The sequence below is a fragment of the Amedibacterium intestinale genome (genome assembly GCF_010537335.1).
GTDB classification, from domain to species: Bacteria; Bacillota_I; Bacilli_A; order Erysipelotrichales; family Erysipelotrichaceae; genus Amedibacterium; species Amedibacterium intestinale.
Genome location: NZ_AP019711.1, coordinates 1,968,542 through 1,988,893 on the forward strand (window position 1 = coordinate 1,968,542; position 20,352 = coordinate 1,988,893).

Here is a 20,352-nt window from a genome sequence, read left to right on the forward strand (position 1 = left end):
AATACCATACTTTTTTTATTATGGAAGATTATTTTTCCTTTTTTATCATTTATTCTTGAACAAATTCTGCTAGAAATTCTATTAATGTTTTTGTTTTAACTAATTTTTTTACTTTATCTATATTATCCAATAGCGATACCATCTGCGTAAACATAGAATCAAATTTATCATTTTTTTCTTTTGTTAACGCAAATAAAAATACAATCTTAACCTTTTTATCACTCCAAATAATTGGTTTCTTTAATATACATATGCATATTTTATTTTCTACTGCACACTTTTCAATAGGATGAGGTATTGCAAATAAATTGCCGTATGCAGTTGGTGCAATTTGTTCTCTTTTTAAAACCTTTTCTAAATAATCTTGTTTTGCGTATCCTTTTTTACATAATTGTTCACATAAATAAGAAAGTAACTCATCTTTATTTTCAAAGCATTGATCATAGAAAAATAGATCATTATCAAAAAAATGTTCAATGTTATTTTTCTCATTTTCTTTTTTATTAGTGAGCTCCAAATAAATATGTTCTATATCTTGATTACTTAACAGTTCTTTACATACATAATAAGGATAGGAAATTGCTTTCGGAATACTCATTAGACTAACAACTAAATCTGGTTTATATTCTTCAATTTTTTCTACATCAAAAATAGATAATATCTCACAGATTTCAATACGAAGTTCATGTACAGAAGATAATCTTTTTCTAATATATTCATTTACCGCTTCACCAATAGGTGATATAACTACGATTTTTTTATGTATTTTTGAATTCAATCGCTCCACTGCCCCCATAAAATGAAGAGTTAAGTATCCTATTTCTCCTTCCTGCAACCTTGTATCAAAAAATTCTTGAATTTTTACCGCAAAAAAGATGCTAATATCGTACATAATTGGAAAATGAGTTCGAATGTCCGCAATTAATGGATTATTTAAAAAAGTATTATGTTCAATTCTATTCTTCAATCCCATCAAATGTATTTGTAAATTTTTTATTAATTCTTCATCTTCTGTTAAATCAATATCATAATAATCTTTAATTTGTTGCAGTACTTTTTTCACAAAGTCTCCTAATTCTTCTAATTGTTCCTTATTTTGTGAAGACACTTTTCCTGCAAAAAGACATGCCAAATAATTTATTTCTGATTCAGACATCGCAATTGGAAGCCAATTTTTAAGTTTTTTATAAAATGTAATAGCTAATTCTTTTTGTGATTGATCAACTTGTGTATATTCCGGCATTATAATCTCATTTCCTTGCAGGATCCTATCAATCATAACTGCAACATGCATAACAAAAGATAATACTTCTACATCTTTCATTTTTATATGATATTCTTTATTAAATTCTAATATAAGCTCTTTTAGTATATTTAAATCAAAGAGCGAAAAAAAGTCAGCATAATTTTTTAAATCAAAGTTATACTCTTCCAATTCATGCATTAAAAAATAAGTAGATACTTGTCTTCTTTCCTCCTCACTTCCGTTTAACTTTAACATATTATGGTTTCTTTGTATTTGAATGTTTGGATTTCTCTTTCTAATAATTTCATTTAACATCTGTATACTCTTTAATAAAGTAGATTCACTAATAAATAAAGATTCCGCCAATTCATATAAATCAATTTCTTCTTTAGAAAGCAAATCACGTAAAATTAAAAAATTTCTATTCAACTGTGAATCTTCATCATTGATTTGCACTTGTAAATTAGAATTTATTTTATATCCACTTCCTTTTTCTGATACAATATAGGAAGATTTACATTTAGAGTTAATTTCATTGATTTCATTTCGAATGGTTTTTGAGGATACATTTAACATTTGTCCAATTTTAGATGATGAAACAATTCTTTCTTTTTTTATAATATTAACTATTTCAAGTTGTCTTTTTGTAAGTTCTATCATATTTTCACCTTTTCCTAGAAACTAACATGTACTTTTTATTGTATCATTAACTGCATAAATAAAGATATACGAAAAAATGGGAATTACCCATTTTTTCACTCTTCTTCAGAAATTTCCTGCTGTACTAATTGTTTTTCATATATTTTAAAGAATGGATAATAAATCAAAATATCAATTATAATCAAAACAATAATTAACAGAAATGCTTTTATATCCATTGTAGAAAGGAATGCTCCAAAAATACTAGGCATTTGCCATGATAACATAGCGAACGTTTTACCAATTATTCCAATATCCATTAGAATGTACGCAATTGTTGCATTAACTACAGAACCAAAGATAAAAGGAATAAAGAAAATTGGATTTAACATCAATGGTACACCAAAAATAATTGGTTCAGATATTCCAAAGAACGTTGGAACAATCCCTATTTTTCCTACCGTACGTAATTGCTTAGATTTAGAACGAATTAACAATATAGCAAGTGCTAAACAGGAACCACATCCTCCGATAACAACAAAGTATACCCAAAATGGAGTAGTGAAAATATTTGGAAGACTTTGTCCTGCAACATGTGCTGCTGCATTTAATGATAACCCTCCATCACGGATTGGAGATAAAATTCCAGATAGAGCTGCATCGTGAATTCCAAAAAACCAAAATACATGAACAAGTAATGTCGCAATGATTGCAAACGGTAATGTATCTGCAGCTGTGAATGCAGGCGCTAATGTAGAATAAATAAAACCTGGCATTGTGGTTCCTAGTGCATTAAATAAAGCAAATATTAACACAAATACACCTAGAATTATGATTCCTGGTACTAAAGATGCAAAAGTTTCAGATAAAGATGCAGGTACAGAATCTGGCATTTTAATTCTTCCAACATTCTTTTTTCTTAATAAATGATAAACCTCTACTGTAAATATAGCTATGAAAATAGCAGGTATTAATCCTTTTCCATCTAAGTATGATATTTCTACAATTTTTCCATCCCATCCAAGACTTTGTGGTGCAATACATAGCATCATAAAACCTGTTACAGATAACATAATTGGTAACAAAACATCTGTTTTGTATTGTTTACATAAGAAATTTGTAATACCTATACATATATAAATAGACATTGCACCTAATGTTAAGGTATTAACCCAATTTAAAAGAAGAGCATTATCTTGAGCAAAAGATGCCCATGCCAGTAAAATCCCATTTGTTGTTGATTCAGTAACTGGTGCTGAATTAATAATTGCAGCTATACCTCCTACTAATGTAATTGGCATTAGGGAGATGAAGGCATCTCTTATTGCTTTTAGATGCCTTTGTGAACTCATTTTATTTGCTAATGGAAGAATATATTTTTCCATTTTAGCGTTTATTGTTTCAAACTTCATATATTCTATCTCCTCATTATTTCTAAACTATTATCCTTTTAAGGTTTTAACGATTTCTTCGTAAACAGCCTTTCCATTCATAATTCCATAATGTTGTGGTGCAATAGATTGTACAGGACAAGATACAGAGGCTTTAATATTTGGCAATAAATGACGAATCTGTGGTCCTACTAATATCATATCTACACCATCTGTATGATCCATGTATTCCGCCTCACCATAAGCACTTACTTCCATTGTTCCATTACTAGCTTCTTGAATTTTCTTAGCTAACATTCCTGTTGACATTCCTGCATTACAAACTAACATAATTTTCTTCATAATATTTTCTCCTTATTTTTAATATTTTTCTCTTTTAATAGTTTTACCATTGTTTTGAATCATTTCTTTGTACCAATAATAACTTTTCTTTGGTTTTCTTTTTAAATTATCTTCAAAATCGACTGCTACTAGTCCATATCGTTTTTTACATCCATTTTTCCAAGAATATAAATCGAATGAACTCCATGCATAATACCCCTTTACATCTACACCTTCGTCCATTGCATTCATAATTGCATTAATATGATCATTCATAAAAGCAATACGATAATCATCTTGTACCTGATCTACACTTACATCTTCTTGTACACCTACTCCATTTTCAGTTATATAAATAGGTAGATGATAACGCTGATACACTTCTATTAATCCTTCTTGTAAACCTTTTGGATAAATTTCAGTATCCCATTCTGTATAAGTCATATTAGGATCATGAAGTACTTGTTCAAACCAGCCTTTTAATATAACTTTACTTTCTCCCTTACTTTCTTTTCCCTTATGATTTACGATTAAAACAGTTTCTCCTTCTGTATAAGGTTTAACTAATGTTCTAGAATAATAATTCAATCCGAGAAAATCAACTGTATTTTCTTTTATCGTTTTTAAATGTTTTGGTTTGATAAAAGAGATATCATATATCTTGGATAGAGCAGTTAACAAATCAATTGGAATTTCTCCTTTTGCAGCCGTATCTAATATCCAGTTATTACAATAATTATCTGCATATCGCATAGCAATTTTAGTTTCAACTGTATCATCAATACCATTTACTGGTGTAAAACTATGTACGATTCCAATATTCCCTGGATAATTTCCTTCTCTAAATGCTTTAACTCCAAGTGCATTTGCATACATTACATGAAATGCTGCTTTTATTGTTTCTTGTGGATTTTGATGAGCTGGAGGATAATTTCCAATTAAATATCCACTGCATATAAACCATTTTGGTTCATTAAATGTCACCCAATGTGTTATTTTATCTTTAAAATTATCAAAACATACTTTTGCATAATGTTGATATGCATAACACACTTCTTCATTTAACCATCCACCTGTTTCTTCCCAATATTGTGGTAAATCCCAATGATAAATTGTTACAAATGGCTCAATTCCATACTTTTTGCATGTATCTAAAATTTTATGATAAAATTCAATTCCCTTTTCATTCACATCTCCCTCTTTATTTTTAATAATACGAGGCCAACTTAAAGAAAATCGATATGAATTTTGACCACCCTCTGCCATCATACGAATATCTTCTTCATATCGATGATAGTGATCAGAAGCTATATCACCATTTTCTAGATTTTCTTCATGTAAATAATGATCCCACATAGATTTTACTTTGTCATCTTCTTTCCAGGCACCTTCACATTGATATGATGCGGTTGCACCTCCCCAAAGAAAATCATGATTCATTATTTATCACCAAACCTTTCGTAAATAGCAATAACTTCTGCTGCCATATCTAAACAATTTTGTGAACCTGATACATGGTCTTCTGCATGTATAAGAAGTAAATCCACTTTTATTTCTTCACTGTTTGCCATGTCTCTAAGCATTTGAGCGTGCAATTTTTGAGCCTCCAGCAATTCTTTTTTTGCCTCCTTCATTTTATTATTTGCTTCTTCTTTTTTTTCCTCTTTAATAAGTTGAAGAGCTTCATGTGCAAGACTTCTTGCATTTCCACTATGTAATATTAATTGAAATGATTTTTGTTCATTATCCATCTTTGAAACCCCTTTCTCTCTTTACATATATATTATAATAATCATGTTTTTAATTATAAAATTTTTATTTTCCACTATATAGTGGAAAAATATTACTTCCAAACAAAAAAGCCATTAATAAACCAATAATTAAGGTTTCTAATGACTTTTTTGTTAAATTTTAATATAAGTTTTTTAGTCTCTTTAAATAACTATATTCTCTATAACGAGCGAATCTAACTTTTAAATTTGACATTTTACATACGATTTCAGAAGTATCTTTTAATGGCATGTTTAGATGATCATAACATAAATAAGCAGTATCAAAAGTGTTACTTCGCATAGTTATGATACGATCATTCATCATAATATATGGATTTCCTAATGAACGTTGTTTAGAGTGCTGAATTGATGTTATTTCGCATAACTGCATTAAGGAAATACCACTATCGATAATAGCTCCTCCCAGACTTCTATTATAGGCAGTAGAGCCAGCCTGGGTTGATAAACAAATTCCTGAACCTTTGCATGTTTCAAAATATTCTCCATCAATATAAATTTCCATTTCCTGTGATTTTACTATATTTTCTACACGCATTTCATTTAAAGCATAGATTGGTTTTTCTAAATTATCTAATTTGATTTCTAATAGCGATGAAGTAAAGATATCTGGTTGTTTATGAAGAATATCATACATACATTGATCCAATTCTTCATCTGTATAATCTGTAAAGAAACCAAGTGTTCCTGTATGAATACCTAAAAAGTTTATTTTATCTAATTGTTGTATATAACAATGCAATGCATATAAAAGTGTTCCATCTCCTCCTACACAAATAACTAGATTTGGATTTTCTTCATCATATATCCAATGATTTTCATCTAAAATTTTTCGGATTTTATTTTCTACTTCATGAGAGTATGCATCTTTTTTAGAAACTATAGCATATTTCATACATTTGCACTTCCCTTCTTATTCATACTATTGTATCATATCATAAAGGTGATGGAACATGAATAAAAATATTGAAAAAGAGTATAAAGTCCTTTTAACTAAAGAACAGTTTGAAAAGCTATTAAGCAATTATCCTAATGCTGTATTTAAAACACAATGCAATACTTACTATGATACAGATACACACTGTATTCAAAAGAAAAAAGGAGCTATGCGTATTCGACAATTTAATGATAAATTTATTTTTACTTTAAAGATGCATAGCAATGATGGATTGCTGGAGTTTGAAAAAGAAGTAAATGAAAATTCTCTGAATGCTTTTCAAGATGTAGAAATACAAAGTCTACTAGATAAATTTCATATTAATGGAAATCTAATAGAATTAACTACTTTATGTACACAACGTGCTACTATAGAAACAGAATTTGCGGAAATATGTTTTGATATTTCTTCTTACAATGGATGCACTGATTATGAAATAGAATACGAATATAAAAAAGAACATGATGGTTTATCCATTTTTCAAGACATCTTAAAAGATGTTCATATTACTTATACTTCAAATTGTAAATCTAAAATTCAAAGAGCCTTAGAAAGTTTTTAAAAAGTTGTACATTATTTTAATACGGTACAACTTTTTTATAGTCTAGTAAATCTTTTTCAATTTATGTTTTAGTATGGTTTATCACTCTTATATTAATTGATCATCACATTCAAATAAAATAGATGAATTTTGTAGTATTTCACTTAACTCTTCTTTAATCATCTGATTAAATACAAATTCTATTGAGAAATTGATTTCTATATTCGTTTTTTCTAGTTGATTTTTAAACATGATACAATGTCCTATTAAATACTGAATTTTCTTTTGAAAATCTAATGTATTTACAAAACAAGGTATTTTCAATATCCATTTATTTTCTTTTATTTCTATACATTCATATGGAGAAAGAGAGTATATATTTTTCTTAGTGAATTTTATATTTTTTATATACTTATTAATCTTCTTTTTTTCATAATCTGTATAAATTGAACATTGTAATTTTTCAGAAATATTTTTTAATACTACATAATTAGCATCTATTTCCATTTGTGCTTTTGTTTTTTCTTCGTCCTGCATTGACCATATATCACTGCCTACATTCTCTGCTACTTTTAAAATTCGATATGTATTTGTTATATTTTCTTTATCTAAATACATATAACTTTCCATTTTATTTGATATATAGACTCCAATTTCGCTCAAATATACAGGTGCTTGAAAAAATACAACATTCTTTAAATATAGACAATTCAATACTTTAGGAATCTTATTATTTTTTGATATACGTATAATTTCTTCCATTAATTTTTCTTTTGTTGCATATCCATTTTGTTCTTTATATTGATTCCACATTTGATGAATATTTAAATCCATAGATTTTTGAAAGACACCATATCCTACAATTCCTTTTTCTTTCCCTTTTTCTGTACCCTTTGATAAAAAGAATAGTAAATCTCCTTTCTTAAAAAAGCTTATTTTCTTTGTATTTCCTAATCTCCAGAAATTGATTGTTTTATTTCCATTTAATCTATGAAATTCTATCATTTCCTGATTTGTAATATAAGCAATTGCAGACATGAATTCACCAGCTTTCTTTTATTAATTTTATCACATTTTTGATGTTATCACATATAAAAAAGGAGAAGTCATAGCCTTCTCACATTTTTTTTCTTCCTTCAATTGCTTTAATTAATGTTAATTCATCAGCATAATCCAAATGTCCTCCCATTGGCAGGCCATGTGCAATGCGTGTAACATTAACATCATATTGTTCTAATAATTTTGACAAGTATAGTGCTGTTGTTTCTCCTTCTACAGTAGGATTTGTAGCTAGTATGATTTCTTTTGTTTCTTCATTAATTCTATCTAGTAATGTATTAATATTTATGTCTTCTGGAAGAATACCTTTTGATGTTGATATTACTCCATTTAATACATGATATAAGCCATTATATTCTTTCGTTTTTTCCATTGCAATGACATCTTTTGGACTTTGCACAACACAAATCATTTGTTTATTTCTAGATAAGTCTGTACATACTTCACAAAGTTCATTTTCAGATAAGTTGCCACATATTTTACATTGGTGAATTCCTGTTTCAATATTAGAAAGACCATCAATGAACTTATGTATATCTTCATCTTTCCATTCTATAACATGAAATGCATAACGTTCTGCTGTTTTTAATCCTACACCTGGAAGTTTTTGAAAGCACTCTACCAACGTTTCAAAAGTTTTTGGATACATTAAAATCCACCTGGCATTTTAACGCCACCTGTAATTGCATTCATTCTTTTATCTTTATCTTTTTTTGCTTTTACAAGTGCTTCATTTATTGCACTTTTTATCATTTCTTCCAAGTCTTCTTTTCCCTCTTCATTTAATAAGGAAGTATCAATAGAAATGCTTTCTACTTCCATTGATCCTTTAACTTCAACTTTAATTACTCCTCCACCCATTGTTTCTTCATAGATTGTAGAGTTTAATTCAGATTCTACTTTTGCTAATTCTTTCTGCATTTTCTGTGCCTGTTTTAATAATCCTTGCATATTCATAATTTTATTCCTCCGTTACAATAATATTTTCTTCTCCAAATAAATCAAGAACTTTTTCTTCTTCACTCATTTGCTTTTCCACTTTTTTCTCTATCATTTTTGGTTCAATGTATGCTGGCTGTGGAAGTGTTCCAGCAATCATTCTATCTTTAAACAATTGTATTACTATTTTTTGTTGTTCTTTCGCTATTGCAAATACTTTTTTATTCTTTTCTAGTAATTTCACCATTAACTCGCCAAATTTATCTTGTTGATCTGCCTCGTTAATTTCATTAGCTTCCGGTTGATTATCAGTACATAAAACAATATAGTTACTTCCACTTGCCAAAATCGAACAGTTTTTTAATAAATTTGCATACTTAGCATAATTTAAATCCATCATATAAAAATCAAGATTGTTAAATTTTTCGATATCTTTTGCTTTCTCTGGTTTATTTGCCCCCGCTAATAAACTTAATAAAAACTCATTGTCTAGTGGCTTTATTGATTTCTCATATTGTTTTATTTCTGCTTTTTGTATATTTTCTTCACTTATTTCTTCTTTTTCTTCTTCTATATTACCTATATATTCATCATCCTCTTCTTCATCTGCTACGATTAAAGAAGGTTTTTCTTTTACTAATGTTTCACGTGAAACATTAGGTTTCACATTACTTTGTTTATTTTCTTCGGCAATATGTATATTGTTCTCTTCTTTTAAACTTGCAACATCTAACATTTGAAGCATACATACTTCAAAATAAGAAGGAACATTTGCTGCATTGCGATATTTATCATATGTTTCCATTAATAAATGTATCATTGAAAAGCGTTTTTGAAGTGTTGTCTTTTCAACTAAATGCTGTGCTTCAGTACTACCTAGTATTTTTAATAAAGAAGAATCTTTTGTATATTCAAATAGTATAGATTCCTTTAGTAACTCTATCAAATCAACTGTCAATCGTTTAATATCGATTCCCTTTTCAATTATACTTTCAACTTTATCCATCAATGAGACTGCATTCTGATCAATAATATCATTCAGCATTTGAATCTTTTCAGAAACTGTAGTAATACCATAAATTTCATTTATATGATGAACTTCAATATTATTTTGTGCATATGCAATACATTGATCCAAAATAGATAAAGCATCACGAAGTCCCCCATCTGCTAATTGAGAAATAATACGTATAACTTCTTCTTCACAAGTTATATTTTCTGCATTTAGAATCGTATGAATTCTATGTTCTATTTCCTTCGATGGAACTTTTGTAAAGTCAAATCTTTGACAGCGAGAAATAATTGTAGGCAATACTTTATGAGGTTCTGTTGTTGCTAAAATAAAAATAACATGAGCTGGTGGTTCTTCAATAGTCTTTAACAATGCATTGAATGCACCAGTAGACATCATATGAACCTCATCTATAATATATACTTTATATTTACCTTTTAATGGTGCATATTTTACTTTTTCAATAAGATTACGAACTTCTTCTACGCCATTGTTGCTAGCAGCATCTATTTCTACTATATCTGGATGACTTCCATTTTGTACTTCAAGACAGTTTTCACATTTCTGACATGGTCTATGTCCTTCCGATGTACAGTTAATTGTCTTCGCAAATATCTTGGCAATTGATGTTTTACCTGTTCCTCTTGGTCCACAAAATAAGTATGCATGCGCTATTTTATTTTGTTCAATTGCGTGTTTTAATGTTTGCACGACATGTTGCTGTCCTGCTACTTCTTCAAAGCTTGAAGGCCTGTATGTACGGTAAAGAGCTTTATACGCCATATTTCACCTGCTTTCTAACGAAATAATTATATCATGTTTTTAATGTAAAAAAACAAATAGTTTTGTTAACTACTTGCTTTCTTTTGTTTATTTATAAGTCTTTTCTTTTTAAAAAAAGATGTTAATAATTCTGCGCATTCATCCTCTAAAATACCACTTATTGTTTTAGGATAATGATTAAAACCTGCAACTTCATACATTTTCATACAACTTTCTATACAGCCACCTTTAAAATCTTTAGCGCCATAAATTACATTAGAAATTCTTGATTGAAGAATTGCACCACTGCACATTGGACAAGGTTCTAATGTGACATAAAGATCACAGTTTTCCAATCTCCAGCTACCGATTTTTTTACACGCTTTTTCAATAGCTAAAATTTCTGCATGTGCAATAGATTGCTGTTTTGATTCTCTAAGATTATGTGCTCTAGCAATTATTTTATCATCTTTTACAATCACACAGCCGATTGGAACTTCATCTTTCAATTCTGCTTTCTTAGCTTCTTTGATAGCCTCTTTCATATATTTTTCATAAGACATAAATATGCCTCCATTCACAAAGCGTAAAATAAAAGCTACCACACATGATAGAGCTCCCTTAAGGCTGCTTTGTTCCCAATCTGACCTGATTCAGTAGATACCATTGTAGTAGCTCTTATATTATACTTGATTCAAATATAATATGCAATGATTATTTCAATAATTTTAAAAAAATACTTTTATATGTTTCACGTGAAACATTTTATAAAAAATTCTTAAGCAATAAAATGAATCAAAGTGAATAACTATATTAAAAAAATTATTTCAATGCAAATTATAAAGCAATGATAATATATAAAATAACTAAAAAAGCCTTTATTTATCGTGTTTTTTGATATTTTTAAAGTCAAAAAAATATACAGATAAAAGCAGGAAAACGTAAAAAAAGAAGAGATTTCTATACAGAAAATAGAATTTCTCTTCTAAAATTACATTTTTTTATTTTTTAGGCATCAAGATTTTTGTACCACCCATATATGGCTGTAATGCTTCTGGAATATTAATGCTTCCATCTTCATTTAAGTTATTTTCTAAGAAAGCAATTAACATACGTGGAGGGGCAACAACTGTGTTATTTAATGTATGCGCAAAATATTTATTTCCATCTTTGTCTTTTACACGAATACCTAAACGACGAGCCTGTGCATCAGTTAAGTTAGAACAGCTACCAACTTCGAAGTATTTCTTCTGACGAGGACTCCATGCTTCAACATCAACTGACTTACATTTCAAATCCGCTAAATCACCAGAACAGCATTCCAAAGTTCTTACTGGAATATCTAAGCTTCTAAATAAATCTACAGTGTTTGTATATAGTTTAACAAACCAATCAGCACTTTCTTCAGGTTTGCACACAACAATCATTTCCTGTTTTTCAAACTGGTGAATACGATAAACACCACGTTCTTCAATACCATGAGCACCTTTTTCTTTACGGAAACAAGGAGAATAACTTGTATAAGTGTATGGAAGTTTCTTTTCATCTAAAATTGTATCAATGAACTTACCAATCATTGAATGTTCACTTGTACCAATTAGATATAAGTCTTCTCCTTCAATTTTGTACATCATTCCTTCCATTTCCGCAAAACTCATAACACCTGTAACAACATTACTGCGAATCATAAATGGAGGAATTACATAAGTAAATCCACGATTTATCATAAAGTCTCTTGCATAAGTAATAACTGCAGAATGCAAACGAGCAATATCTCCCATCAAATAATAGAATCCATTACCTGCAACTTTTCTTGCGCTATCTAAATCAATACCATCGAATTTTTCCATGATATCCGTATGATATGGAATATCAAAAGAAGGAACAACTGGTTCACCATATTTCTGCAATTCCACATTTTCTGAGTCATCTTTTCCAATAGGAACACTTGGATCAATGATATTTGGAATCTGCATCATAATATCTTTAATTTCAGCTGCAACAGAAGCCTCTTTTTCTTCTGTCTCTTTCATTTCATCAGCCATTGCCTGTACTTTTGCTTTTGCTTCTTCTGCTTCTTCCTTTTTACCTTCCTTCATTAATCCACCAATTTGTTTACTGATAGAATTACGCTGTGCACGCAAATCATCACCTTTTTGTTTTAATGCACGATTTTCTTTATCAAGTTCAATAACTTTATCTACTAATTCAATTTTGTGATCCTGAAATTTCTTTTTAATATTTTCTTTTACAATTTCAGGATTTTCTCTTAAAAATTTAATATCTAACATGAATATTTCCTCCTAAACATATAAAAAGAGGTATTGTCCGAAAGGGACGATACCTCGTGTTGCCACCCTTTTTAATCAAGAAATAATAAATTTCCAGATTCACTCAAAGCTATAACGTAGCTACCGTAATCAGATACTTTATTTCCCTGATTCACTCCAAGGTTGATTTCACAAACAACTGCTAATAACTTTCACCATACGTTATCTCTCTGTAAACAGTAGATTTTGTTACTTATCCTTATCAACGTTTTCTTAATTTATATCATTCCTGTGTCGTATTGTCAACAGATGATTCTTCGTTTTCTTCACTATGTTCTACAATAGCAACTTTCGCAACTGACTCTTCATCAGAAACATTAATTAATTTAACACCCTGTGTATTACGGCTATAAATACCAATATCTCCTACAGAAATACGAATAATAATACCGCTATTTGTAACGATCATTGCATCCTCATCGCCATTTACAGCACGAACAGATACTAAATCACCGGTTTTTTCTGTAATATTAATCGTTTTAACACCTTTTGCACCACGGGTAGTTAATCTATACTCTTCAATAGGTGTACGTTTACCATATCCATTCTGACTTACCGCAAGCAAGTGTGTACCATCTCTTGAAGTTGCTAAACCTACAACCTCAGAACCATCTACATTAAACCCTTTAACACCACTTGCAGTTCTACCCATAGGACGAATACCATCTTCATGGAATCTTACTGCTTTACCATTAGATCCGGCAATGATAATTTCATCATCCCCTGTTGTTTCCTTAACACCCATAAGTTCATCATCTTCTTTTAAGGTAATCGCAATCTTACCATTTTGACGAATAGAATCAAACTCTGACATTGGTGTACGTTTTACAAGACCATTTTTTGTCACAAACAACAAGTATGCAGACTCACTTTCACGTTTAACCGGTACAAGTGCTTTTACTTTTTCTTCCTTATCAATGTTTAATAAGTTAACAACTGGAAGACCTTTTGAAGTACGGCTTGAACCTGGTACTTTATATCCCTTGATACGATATACTTTACCAAGATTTGTAAACAGCATCAAATAATCATGTGTTGACATCGTCGTTAACATTTCTACGATATCATCTTCATTTACTGCCATTCCTTTCACACCACGTCCACCACGATTTTGTGTACGATAAGTATCAACAGGCAAGCGTTTGATATATCCATTTGTTGTCATCGTAATAACAACGTCTTCTTCAGGAATCAAGTCTTCATCTTCCATTGTAAAATCAGCTTCACTAATTTCCGTACGACGTTCATCACCAAAACGATTTTTTACTTCTGTTAATTCATCTTCAATAATTTTTAAGACACGATCATGATTTGCCAGAATATCTTTTAAATCTGCAATTGTTTTTAACAATTCCTGATATTCGTTTTCAATCTTATCTCTTTCCAAACCTGTCAAACGACGAAGTCTCATTTCCAAAATCGCATTTGCCTGGATTTCAGTTAATTTAAAATTTTCCATCAATCCAGCTCTGGCAATAGCATCCGTTTCACTTGAACGAATCAAATGAATAATTTCATCAATATGATCTAACGCAATACGTAGACCTTCTAAGATATGTGCACGATCTTCTGCTTTTTTCAAATCAAATTTTGTTCTTCTTACAACAACCTCAATCTGATGATCCGCATAGTGCTGCAGCATTTCTTTAATTCCCATCTGTTTAGGAGCACCATTGACAAGAGCCAGCATATTCACACCAAAAGAAGTTTGTAAAGAAGATAATCTAAACAGCTGATTCATAACTACTTCCGGCTGTACATCTTTACGAAGTTCAATAATGATTCTTACACCATCACGATTTGATTCATCGTTTAGATATGTAATTCCATCGATCTGCTTATCACGAACTAACTCTGCAATCTTTGTAATAAGATTTGCTTTATTTACCTGATATGGAATTTCGGTAACAACAATTCTATGCTTTCCATTATCCATATCTTCAATGTGGTAACGACTTCTTGTAATAATTGATCCACGTCCTGTTTCATATGCCTGACGAATTCCAGAACGACCTAAAATAATACCACCAGTTGGAAAATCTGGTCCTTTAATATAATTATCCATCAATTCCATTACTGTAATATCTGGATTTTTCATAACAGCTAATGTGGCATCAATAGCTTCTGTTAAATTATGTGGCGGTATATTGGTAGCCATCCCTACCGCAATACCTACCGAACCATTCACTAAAAGATTTGGAAAACGTGCCGGCATTACCTTTGGCTCTGTTTCTTCCCCATCATAGTTAGGTCCAAAATCAACTGTATTTTTATTTATATCACGAAGCATTTCCATCGCAATTTTACTCATACGAGCTTCGGTATAACGCATAGCCGCAGCGCCGTCACCGTCCATAGAACCAAAGTTTCCATGTCCCTGTACAAGCATATAGCGATAGCTGAAATCCTGTGCCATACGTACCATAGCATCATATACAGCGATATCACCATGAGGATGATACTTACCAATAACTTCCCCTACGATACGCGCAGATTTCTTAAAAGGTTTATTGGCAACGATGCCAAGTTCATTCATCGCATGAAGAATACGACGATGTACTGGTTTTAATCCATCACGAACATCTGGAAGTGCACGATCCACGATAACAGACATAGAATAATCCAAAAAGGATTTTCTCATGACTTCAGAAATATTGACTTCTATTAATCTGTCTTTATTTGTTTCCATGTTATCCTACACCTCCCATTAAATATCTATATCCGCATAAACGGCATTTTCCTGAATAAATTCACGTCTAGGAGCAACTTCTTCTCCCATCAACATTTCAAATACAGAATCCGCAACCATTGCATCATCAATATTTACCTGTTTTAAGGTACGAACATTTGGATCCATTGTAGTTTCCCATAACTGCTCTGGATTCATTTCTCCAAGACCTTTGTATCGCTGAATATTAACATTTTCACCCATTTGTGCCAAGATCTCATCACGACCTGCTTCATCATAAACATACTCTACACGCTGTCCTTTTTGAAGCTTAAACAATGGAGGCATTGCAATATATACATAACCACCTTCAATGATTGGACGAAGATAACGATAGAAGAAAGTTAACATCAACGTACAAATATGTGCACCATCGACATCGGCATCGGTCATGATAATAATTTTATGATAACGAAGTTTAGAAATATCCATTTCTTCACCGATACCACAGCCAAATGCGGTAATCATAGATCGAATTTCATTATTTTCAAATATACGCTGCAATCTAGCTTTTTCTACGTTCAAAATTTTACCACGTAGTGGAAGAATTGCCTGGAATTTAGAATTTCTACCCTGTTTTGCACTACCACCGGCAGAATCCCCTTCGACGATATAAATTTCACATTCACTGGCATCTTTAGAAGAACAATCTGCCAATTTACCAGGTAGAGAGGAGATTTCCAAGGCATTCTTTCTTCTTGTCAACTCCCTGGCTTTTTTCGCAGCCATACGAGCCTTGCTGGCAAGAATTGCCTTATCTACGATAACTTTTGCAGTAGAAGGATTTTCCATGAAGAAACGTTCCAGCTGCTCTCCTAAAATACTAGAAACAATCTTACGTACCTCAGAATTTCCAAGTTTTGTTTTTGTCTGTCCTTCATATTGAGGATCTGGATGCTTGATACTAATAATAGCTGTTAAACCTTCACGAACATCATCCCCAGCAAGCGTTTCATCTTTTTTAATCATACCATTATCTCTGGCATATGCATTAATAATACGAGTCAAAGCCAAACGGAATCCATCTTCATGCGTTCCACCCTCTGCCGTATTGATATTATTACAGAAAGAATAAATATTAGGCATGTATCCATCGTTATACTGCAATGCGATTTCTGCCAAAATACCTTCTTCCACGCCTTCAACATAAACAACTTCTTCATGTAAAACGTTTTTATTTTTATTTAGGTATTCAACGTACTGACGAAGACCTCCATCATATTTATAAACGATTTCTTTTGGTTCTTCTCCTCGCTCGTCTCTTAATACCAGCTTAATTCCTTTATTCAAGAAAGCAAGCTGACGAATACGTGTATTTAAAGTATCAAAATCATATACCTGAGTTTCTTTAAAAATCTCTGCATCCGCCTTAAAACGAACAGTAGAACCATGCTTATCAGTTTCTCCGATAACTTCTAATGGTCCCTGAGGTTTTCCTCCATTTTCAAAACGCATGGCATATATATTTCCATTTTGATAAACGGTTACTTCCAGCCATTCACTCAATGCATTAACAACACTGGCACCAACCCCATGAAGACCACCAGATACCTTATAAGCGCCCCCGCCAAATTTACCACCAGCATGCAAAATCGTAAAAATTGTTTCAACACCAGAAATACCAGATTTTTCAACAATACCAGTAGGCATTCCTCGACCATTATCACTAACACGAATGATATCGCCTTTTTCAATAGAAATTTCAATATCGCTTGCAAAACCTGCCAAAGCTTCATCAATAGAGTTATCTACGATTTCCCAAACGAGATGATGAAGTCCTTTTTCACTTGTTGAACCAATATACATACCAGGTCTTTTACGAACAGCTTCCAGACCTTCCAAAACCTGAATATCATCAGCAGTATAAGAATGATCAACTTTTATATTTTCAAGTTCTTCAATCTCTTTCATCTGTTTTTCATCCATAGTTATCCTCCTACTCTGGCAACTTTGCCACTTTCTACTTTCCATAAAGTAACTTTACGCATTTTATGTATTTCTTTTGCTTCACTTATATCTGTAGTAGATATAAAAATCTGCACTTCACTTGGAAGTGACTCCAGCAGTTTTTTTCTTCTATAAACATCAAGCTCACTAAACACATCATCCAAAAGCAACACAGGATAATCATCAATGAGTTTGTGAATCATGTGTACCATACCAATTTTTAAAGCTAATAAAACACTTCTTTTCTGCCCCTGAGATGCATAGGTATCTACATCTTTTCCATTGATCTGAAAATTAAAATCTTCTTTATGTATTCCAATCGTCGTTTGTTTCAAATACATATCTCTATCCAGCGTTTTCTTGTATTTCTGTTTTAGTTCCTCTTTCAAAACATCTTCATCATCGCAATAAGGAACACAACTTTCATAAACAATATGCAGCTTTGTATGATCAAGAGAAAGCTGTTCATAAAAATCTTTACTTTTCTCTAACAACTCTTCTAAAAAATGATAACGCTGTTTCATAATGATCACTTGAACATCAATCAGCTGAGAAGTTAATACCTCAAGAAAATTCTTATCCACATGTTCCTGCTTTAAATACGCATTTCGCTCTTTTAAAAGCTTTTGAGCCGTATAAAGTGTACTTACATACTTCTTACTCACTTTACCCAGTTCCATGTCTACAAACCTTCTTCTACGCCTTGGAGACGCCTGAAATAGATTCATATCATCCGGACAAAACATAACCGCATTAAGCTCGCCTAAAAAATCGCTAACTTTTTTAACTGGATTTTGATAAATAAAAAGATTTTTCCCTTTTTGATTCAACGCAATACGCAGATCTTCTGTTTTCCTTTTTTTCTCTACTTCTCCACGAATAAAGAAAGCTTCACAGCCTTCCCTTATTAAATCTTCATCCCTGTTTGTACGATGAGACTTTGTCGTAGAAAGATAATAAACAGCTTCTAAAAGATTTGTCTTTCCCTGCGCATTCTTTCCAGAAAAAATATGAATACCATCTTCAAGAAGAATCTGCATGTCCCCATAACTTCTAAAATCATGCAGACGAAGAAATGTCAATTTCATAACAATGTGATGGTTTTTCCTTCAATCACAACAACATCGTTAGGATATAACTTTCTACCGCGTCGATCTTCCTTTTCTCCATTTACAGTAATATCCAATTCTTTTACCGCAAATTTTGCCTCACCGCCACTTTGAATAAAGTCTGCTTTTTTTAATAACTGACCTAACGTAATATACTCATTTATAACCTTGATTTCCATAAAAAACCCTCTTTCACATTCCACTCTATTATACCATAAATACTAGGTTTTTTGTGAATTTAAAGGAATATTTTCATAGATTTTATGGATTTTTTCAGGTAAAAAAACAAGAAAAAAAGAGGTCATTTAAAATACATACAACCTCTTTTATAAGTTTATAAATTACGCATAAGTTCGCACTGGCAAAACAAGCTGCAAGACACTGTCATCATCAATTGCCTGCATGATAAATGGCTTCATTTCTCCGCATAGACTAAATTTAACAAGCCCACCGTTAAGAGCCTTCAATGCATCAAATACATAACGTCCATTACAGCTGATTTCTAAAGAGTTACCAGTAAAGCTGGCACTGTTTAAAACCTCCATAGAAGATCCTACTTCTACAGAACGAGAAGATAATACACATTCCTCCTCACTTAATGAAAACTTAATAACAGAAACTCCATCGCTTTTTATAAAGCTGGCACGATCGATTGCCCCAAGCAAGTCCTGTGCATCAATAGTAAGTTCATAAGAAAACTCTAATGGAATCAAACGATTTGTTTCTGGATATACACCATCAATCAAACGTGTCTGAAGAATCGTGTTTTTCATAATAAACTGTGCTTTTTTATCATTTACCGTAACTTCTACATCAAAGTCATCTTCTAAGGTCTTTACAACCTCCTGTAAAGATTTAGAAGGTATTGTTATATTAAAGTTTAAATCTTCATTAATTTCAACTGTTTTCTTCGCAAGACGATAAGAATCCGTTGCTACACAATGTAATGTTTTATTTTCACAAGAGAAATTAACACCTGTTAAAACAGGTCTTGTTTCTTTATCGCTTGTCGCAAAACTTGTCTGTGTAATTACTTTTTTTAATGTTTCACCTTTGATTACAAAACATTCCTGTGGTTTTGAAAAATCAATTGCAGGATATTCACTAGCTCTCATCCCATTAATTTTAAACTCTGCAGTATTACCAGATATTTTTGTAAGAGTTCCATCAATCATTTCAAATTCAACAACATCAGCATCAATTTTTCTAACAATTTCCAATATATATTTTGCTTCAATAACAATAGATCCCATTTCATTGATCTCTAAAATACATTCTTCATCTTTCTGTAATGTAGTTTGAATAGAAACATCAGAATCACTACCAGTTAATACTAATTCATGTTCCTTCGCTTCAATCTTAATACCAGAAAAAGCAGGTAATGGTGAAAAATTAGAAATAGCTCTAGATGCTACCGATAAAGCGTTATAAAAATCTTTTTTACTTACCTTGAAATACATGGGTAAAAACTCCCTTCTTTAATATATATTTAATAATAAATAACAATAAGTATGTGGAAAATGTGGAAAAGTATAAATTAACCGCATAACTTAGGTATATTTTAACAAATTTTACTGTGGAAGAAAAGGTTGAAAACATAT

General features: G+C 31.1%; 18 protein-coding genes, 1 other RNA gene and 1 other annotated feature. Of the genes, 1 reads left to right on the forward strand and 18 read right to left on the reverse strand.

Going from position 1 to position 20,352, the window contains the following annotated elements; all coding sequences use genetic code 11:
• Positions 1 to 49: 49 nt before the first annotated feature.
• From A9CBEGH2_RS09810 to A9CBEGH2_RS09835, 6 genes are all read right to left on the reverse strand, one after another.
• Complete coding sequence (locus A9CBEGH2_RS09810; protein ID WP_118277286.1) at positions 50 to 1,906, reverse strand: BglG family transcription antiterminator; 1,857 nt, start codon at positions 1,904 to 1,906, stop codon at positions 50 to 52.
• Between the two features lie 95 nt (positions 1,907 to 2,001).
• Complete coding sequence (locus A9CBEGH2_RS09815; RefSeq protein WP_118277285.1) at positions 2,002 to 3,297, reverse strand: PTS sugar transporter subunit IIC; 1,296 nt, start codon at positions 3,295 to 3,297, stop codon at positions 2,002 to 2,004.
• Between the two features lie 30 nt (positions 3,298 to 3,327).
• Complete coding sequence (locus A9CBEGH2_RS09820) at positions 3,328 to 3,618, reverse strand: PTS sugar transporter subunit IIB (RefSeq protein WP_118277284.1); 291 nt, start codon at positions 3,616 to 3,618, stop codon at positions 3,328 to 3,330.
• 18 nt (positions 3,619 to 3,636) lie between these two features.
• Positions 3,637 to 5,037 carry a glycoside hydrolase family 1 protein gene (locus A9CBEGH2_RS09825; RefSeq protein ID WP_118277283.1) on the reverse strand — a complete coding sequence of 467 codons (1,401 nt, stop codon included), beginning with the start codon at positions 5,035 to 5,037 and terminating at the stop codon, positions 3,637 to 3,639.
• Positions 5,037 to 5,348: a PTS lactose/cellobiose transporter subunit IIA gene (locus A9CBEGH2_RS09830; RefSeq protein ID WP_118277282.1), complete on the reverse strand. Its 312-nt coding sequence runs from the start codon at positions 5,346 to 5,348 to the stop codon at positions 5,037 to 5,039. The genes A9CBEGH2_RS09825 and A9CBEGH2_RS09830 overlap by 1 nt, the downstream gene beginning before the upstream one ends.
• 160 nt (positions 5,349 to 5,508) lie before the next feature.
• Positions 5,509 to 6,282: an NAD kinase gene (locus A9CBEGH2_RS09835; protein ID WP_118277281.1), complete on the reverse strand. Its 774-nt coding sequence runs from the start codon at positions 6,280 to 6,282 to the stop codon at positions 5,509 to 5,511.
• A 58-nt stretch (positions 6,283 to 6,340) separates the two neighbouring features.
• On the opposite strand from A9CBEGH2_RS09835, the gene A9CBEGH2_RS09840 reads away from it, so the two are divergent.
• Positions 6,341 to 6,886, forward strand: coding sequence for a CYTH domain-containing protein (locus tag A9CBEGH2_RS09840; protein WP_163104676.1), 546 nt, complete (start codon positions 6,341 to 6,343; stop codon positions 6,884 to 6,886).
• An 87-nt stretch (positions 6,887 to 6,973) separates the two neighbouring features.
• On the opposite strand, the gene A9CBEGH2_RS09845 is transcribed toward A9CBEGH2_RS09840, so the two are convergent.
• The 12 genes from A9CBEGH2_RS09845 to dnaN form a co-directional block, all read right to left on the reverse strand.
• Positions 6,974 to 7,903 (reverse strand): hypothetical protein, encoded by a 930-nt coding sequence (locus tag A9CBEGH2_RS09845; protein WP_118277279.1) that lies wholly within the window; start codon positions 7,901 to 7,903, stop codon positions 6,974 to 6,976.
• Positions 7,904 to 7,982: 79 nt separating this feature from the next.
• Entirely contained in the window at positions 7,983 to 8,573 is a 591-nt protein-coding gene (gene recR / locus A9CBEGH2_RS09850; protein ID WP_118277278.1) for a recombination mediator RecR, read from the reverse strand.
• Complete coding sequence (locus A9CBEGH2_RS09855) at positions 8,573 to 8,881, reverse strand: YbaB/EbfC family nucleoid-associated protein (protein WP_118277277.1); 309 nt, start codon at positions 8,879 to 8,881, stop codon at positions 8,573 to 8,575. Before A9CBEGH2_RS09855 ends, recR begins: the two co-directional genes overlap by 1 nt.
• A gap of 4 nt (positions 8,882 to 8,885) precedes the next feature.
• Positions 8,886 to 10,658 (reverse strand): DNA polymerase III subunit gamma/tau, encoded by a 1,773-nt coding sequence (gene dnaX, locus A9CBEGH2_RS09860; protein WP_118361500.1) that lies wholly within the window; start codon positions 10,656 to 10,658, stop codon positions 8,886 to 8,888.
• A 65-nt stretch (positions 10,659 to 10,723) separates the two neighbouring features.
• Positions 10,724 to 11,200 carry a tRNA adenosine(34) deaminase TadA gene (gene tadA / locus A9CBEGH2_RS09865; protein ID WP_163052253.1) on the reverse strand — a complete coding sequence of 159 codons (477 nt, stop codon included), beginning with the start codon at positions 11,198 to 11,200 and terminating at the stop codon, positions 10,724 to 10,726.
• A 24-nt stretch (positions 11,201 to 11,224) separates the two neighbouring features.
• An RNA gene (gene ffs, locus A9CBEGH2_RS09870) (signal recognition particle sRNA small type) lies at positions 11,225 to 11,320 on the reverse strand.
• Positions 11,321 to 11,638: 318 nt separating this feature from the next.
• Positions 11,639 to 12,928, reverse strand: coding sequence for a serine--tRNA ligase (gene serS, locus A9CBEGH2_RS09875; RefSeq protein ID WP_163104678.1), 1,290 nt, complete (start codon positions 12,926 to 12,928; stop codon positions 11,639 to 11,641).
• A 39-nt stretch (positions 12,929 to 12,967) separates the two neighbouring features.
• Positions 12,968 to 13,182: a binding site (T-box leader), on the reverse strand.
• A gap of 8 nt (positions 13,183 to 13,190) precedes the next feature.
• Entirely contained in the window at positions 13,191 to 15,656 is a 2,466-nt protein-coding gene (gene gyrA / locus A9CBEGH2_RS09880; RefSeq protein ID WP_163104680.1) for a DNA gyrase subunit A, read from the reverse strand.
• Positions 15,657 to 15,674: 18 nt separating this feature from the next.
• Positions 15,675 to 17,621 (reverse strand): DNA topoisomerase (ATP-hydrolyzing) subunit B, encoded by a 1,947-nt coding sequence (gene gyrB / locus A9CBEGH2_RS09885; RefSeq protein WP_118361497.1) that lies wholly within the window; start codon positions 17,619 to 17,621, stop codon positions 15,675 to 15,677.
• 2 nt (positions 17,622 to 17,623) lie between these two features.
• Positions 17,624 to 18,730, reverse strand: a complete 1,107-nt coding sequence (gene recF / locus A9CBEGH2_RS09890) for a DNA replication/repair protein RecF (RefSeq protein ID WP_118361495.1) — start codon at positions 18,728 to 18,730, stop codon at positions 17,624 to 17,626.
• Positions 18,727 to 18,930, reverse strand: a complete 204-nt coding sequence (gene yaaA / locus A9CBEGH2_RS09895) for a S4 domain-containing protein YaaA (RefSeq protein ID WP_115716248.1) — start codon at positions 18,928 to 18,930, stop codon at positions 18,727 to 18,729. Before yaaA ends, recF begins: the two co-directional genes overlap by 4 nt.
• A gap of 162 nt (positions 18,931 to 19,092) precedes the next feature.
• Complete coding sequence (gene dnaN, locus A9CBEGH2_RS09900; protein ID WP_115716247.1) at positions 19,093 to 20,211, reverse strand: DNA polymerase III subunit beta; 1,119 nt, start codon at positions 20,209 to 20,211, stop codon at positions 19,093 to 19,095.
• Positions 20,212 to 20,352: the final 141 nt, after the last annotated feature.

Excerpts from the sequence above, each read along its gene's own strand:
- A9CBEGH2_RS09810 (WP_118277286.1), bottom strand. The coding sequence starts at position 1,906 with ATGATAGAACTTACAAAAAGACAACTTGAAATAGTTAATATTATAAAA.
- A9CBEGH2_RS09815 (WP_118277285.1), bottom strand. The coding sequence starts at position 3,297 with ATGAAGTTTGAAACAATAAACGCTAAAATGGAAAAATATATTCTTCCA.
- A9CBEGH2_RS09820 (WP_118277284.1), bottom strand. The coding sequence starts at position 3,618 with ATGAAGAAAATTATGTTAGTTTGTAATGCAGGAATGTCAACAGGAATG.
- A9CBEGH2_RS09825 (WP_118277283.1), bottom strand. The coding sequence starts at position 5,037 with ATGAATCATGATTTTCTTTGGGGAGGTGCAACCGCATCATATCAATGT.
- A9CBEGH2_RS09830 (WP_118277282.1), bottom strand. The coding sequence starts at position 5,348 with ATGGATAATGAACAAAAATCATTTCAATTAATATTACATAGTGGAAAT.
- A9CBEGH2_RS09835 (WP_118277281.1), bottom strand. The coding sequence starts at position 6,282 with ATGAAATATGCTATAGTTTCTAAAAAAGATGCATACTCTCATGAAGTA.
- A9CBEGH2_RS09840 (WP_163104676.1), top strand. The coding sequence starts at position 6,341 with ATGAATAAAAATATTGAAAAAGAGTATAAAGTCCTTTTAACTAAAGAA.
- A9CBEGH2_RS09845 (WP_118277279.1), bottom strand. The coding sequence starts at position 7,903 with ATGTCTGCAATTGCTTATATTACAAATCAGGAAATGATAGAATTTCAT.
- recR (WP_118277278.1), bottom strand. The coding sequence starts at position 8,573 with ATGTATCCAAAAACTTTTGAAACGTTGGTAGAGTGCTTTCAAAAACTT.
- A9CBEGH2_RS09855 (WP_118277277.1), bottom strand. The coding sequence starts at position 8,881 with ATGAATATGCAAGGATTATTAAAACAGGCACAGAAAATGCAGAAAGAA.
- dnaX (WP_118361500.1), bottom strand. The coding sequence starts at position 10,658 with ATGGCGTATAAAGCTCTTTACCGTACATACAGGCCTTCAAGCTTTGAA.
- tadA (WP_163052253.1), bottom strand. The coding sequence starts at position 11,200 with ATGTCTTATGAAAAATATATGAAAGAGGCTATCAAAGAAGCTAAGAAA.
- serS (WP_163104678.1), bottom strand. The coding sequence starts at position 12,928 with ATGTTAGATATTAAATTTTTAAGAGAAAATCCTGAAATTGTAAAAGAA.
- gyrA (WP_163104680.1), bottom strand. The coding sequence starts at position 15,656 with ATGGAAACAAATAAAGACAGATTAATAGAAGTCAATATTTCTGAAGTC.
- gyrB (WP_118361497.1), bottom strand. The coding sequence starts at position 17,621 with ATGGATGAAAAACAGATGAAAGAGATTGAAGAACTTGAAAATATAAAA.
- recF (WP_118361495.1), bottom strand. The coding sequence starts at position 18,730 with ATGAAATTGACATTTCTTCGTCTGCATGATTTTAGAAGTTATGGGGAC.
- yaaA (WP_115716248.1), bottom strand. The coding sequence starts at position 18,930 with ATGGAAATCAAGGTTATAAATGAGTATATTACGTTAGGTCAGTTATTA.
- dnaN (WP_115716247.1), bottom strand. The coding sequence starts at position 20,211 with ATGTATTTCAAGGTAAGTAAAAAAGATTTTTATAACGCTTTATCGGTA.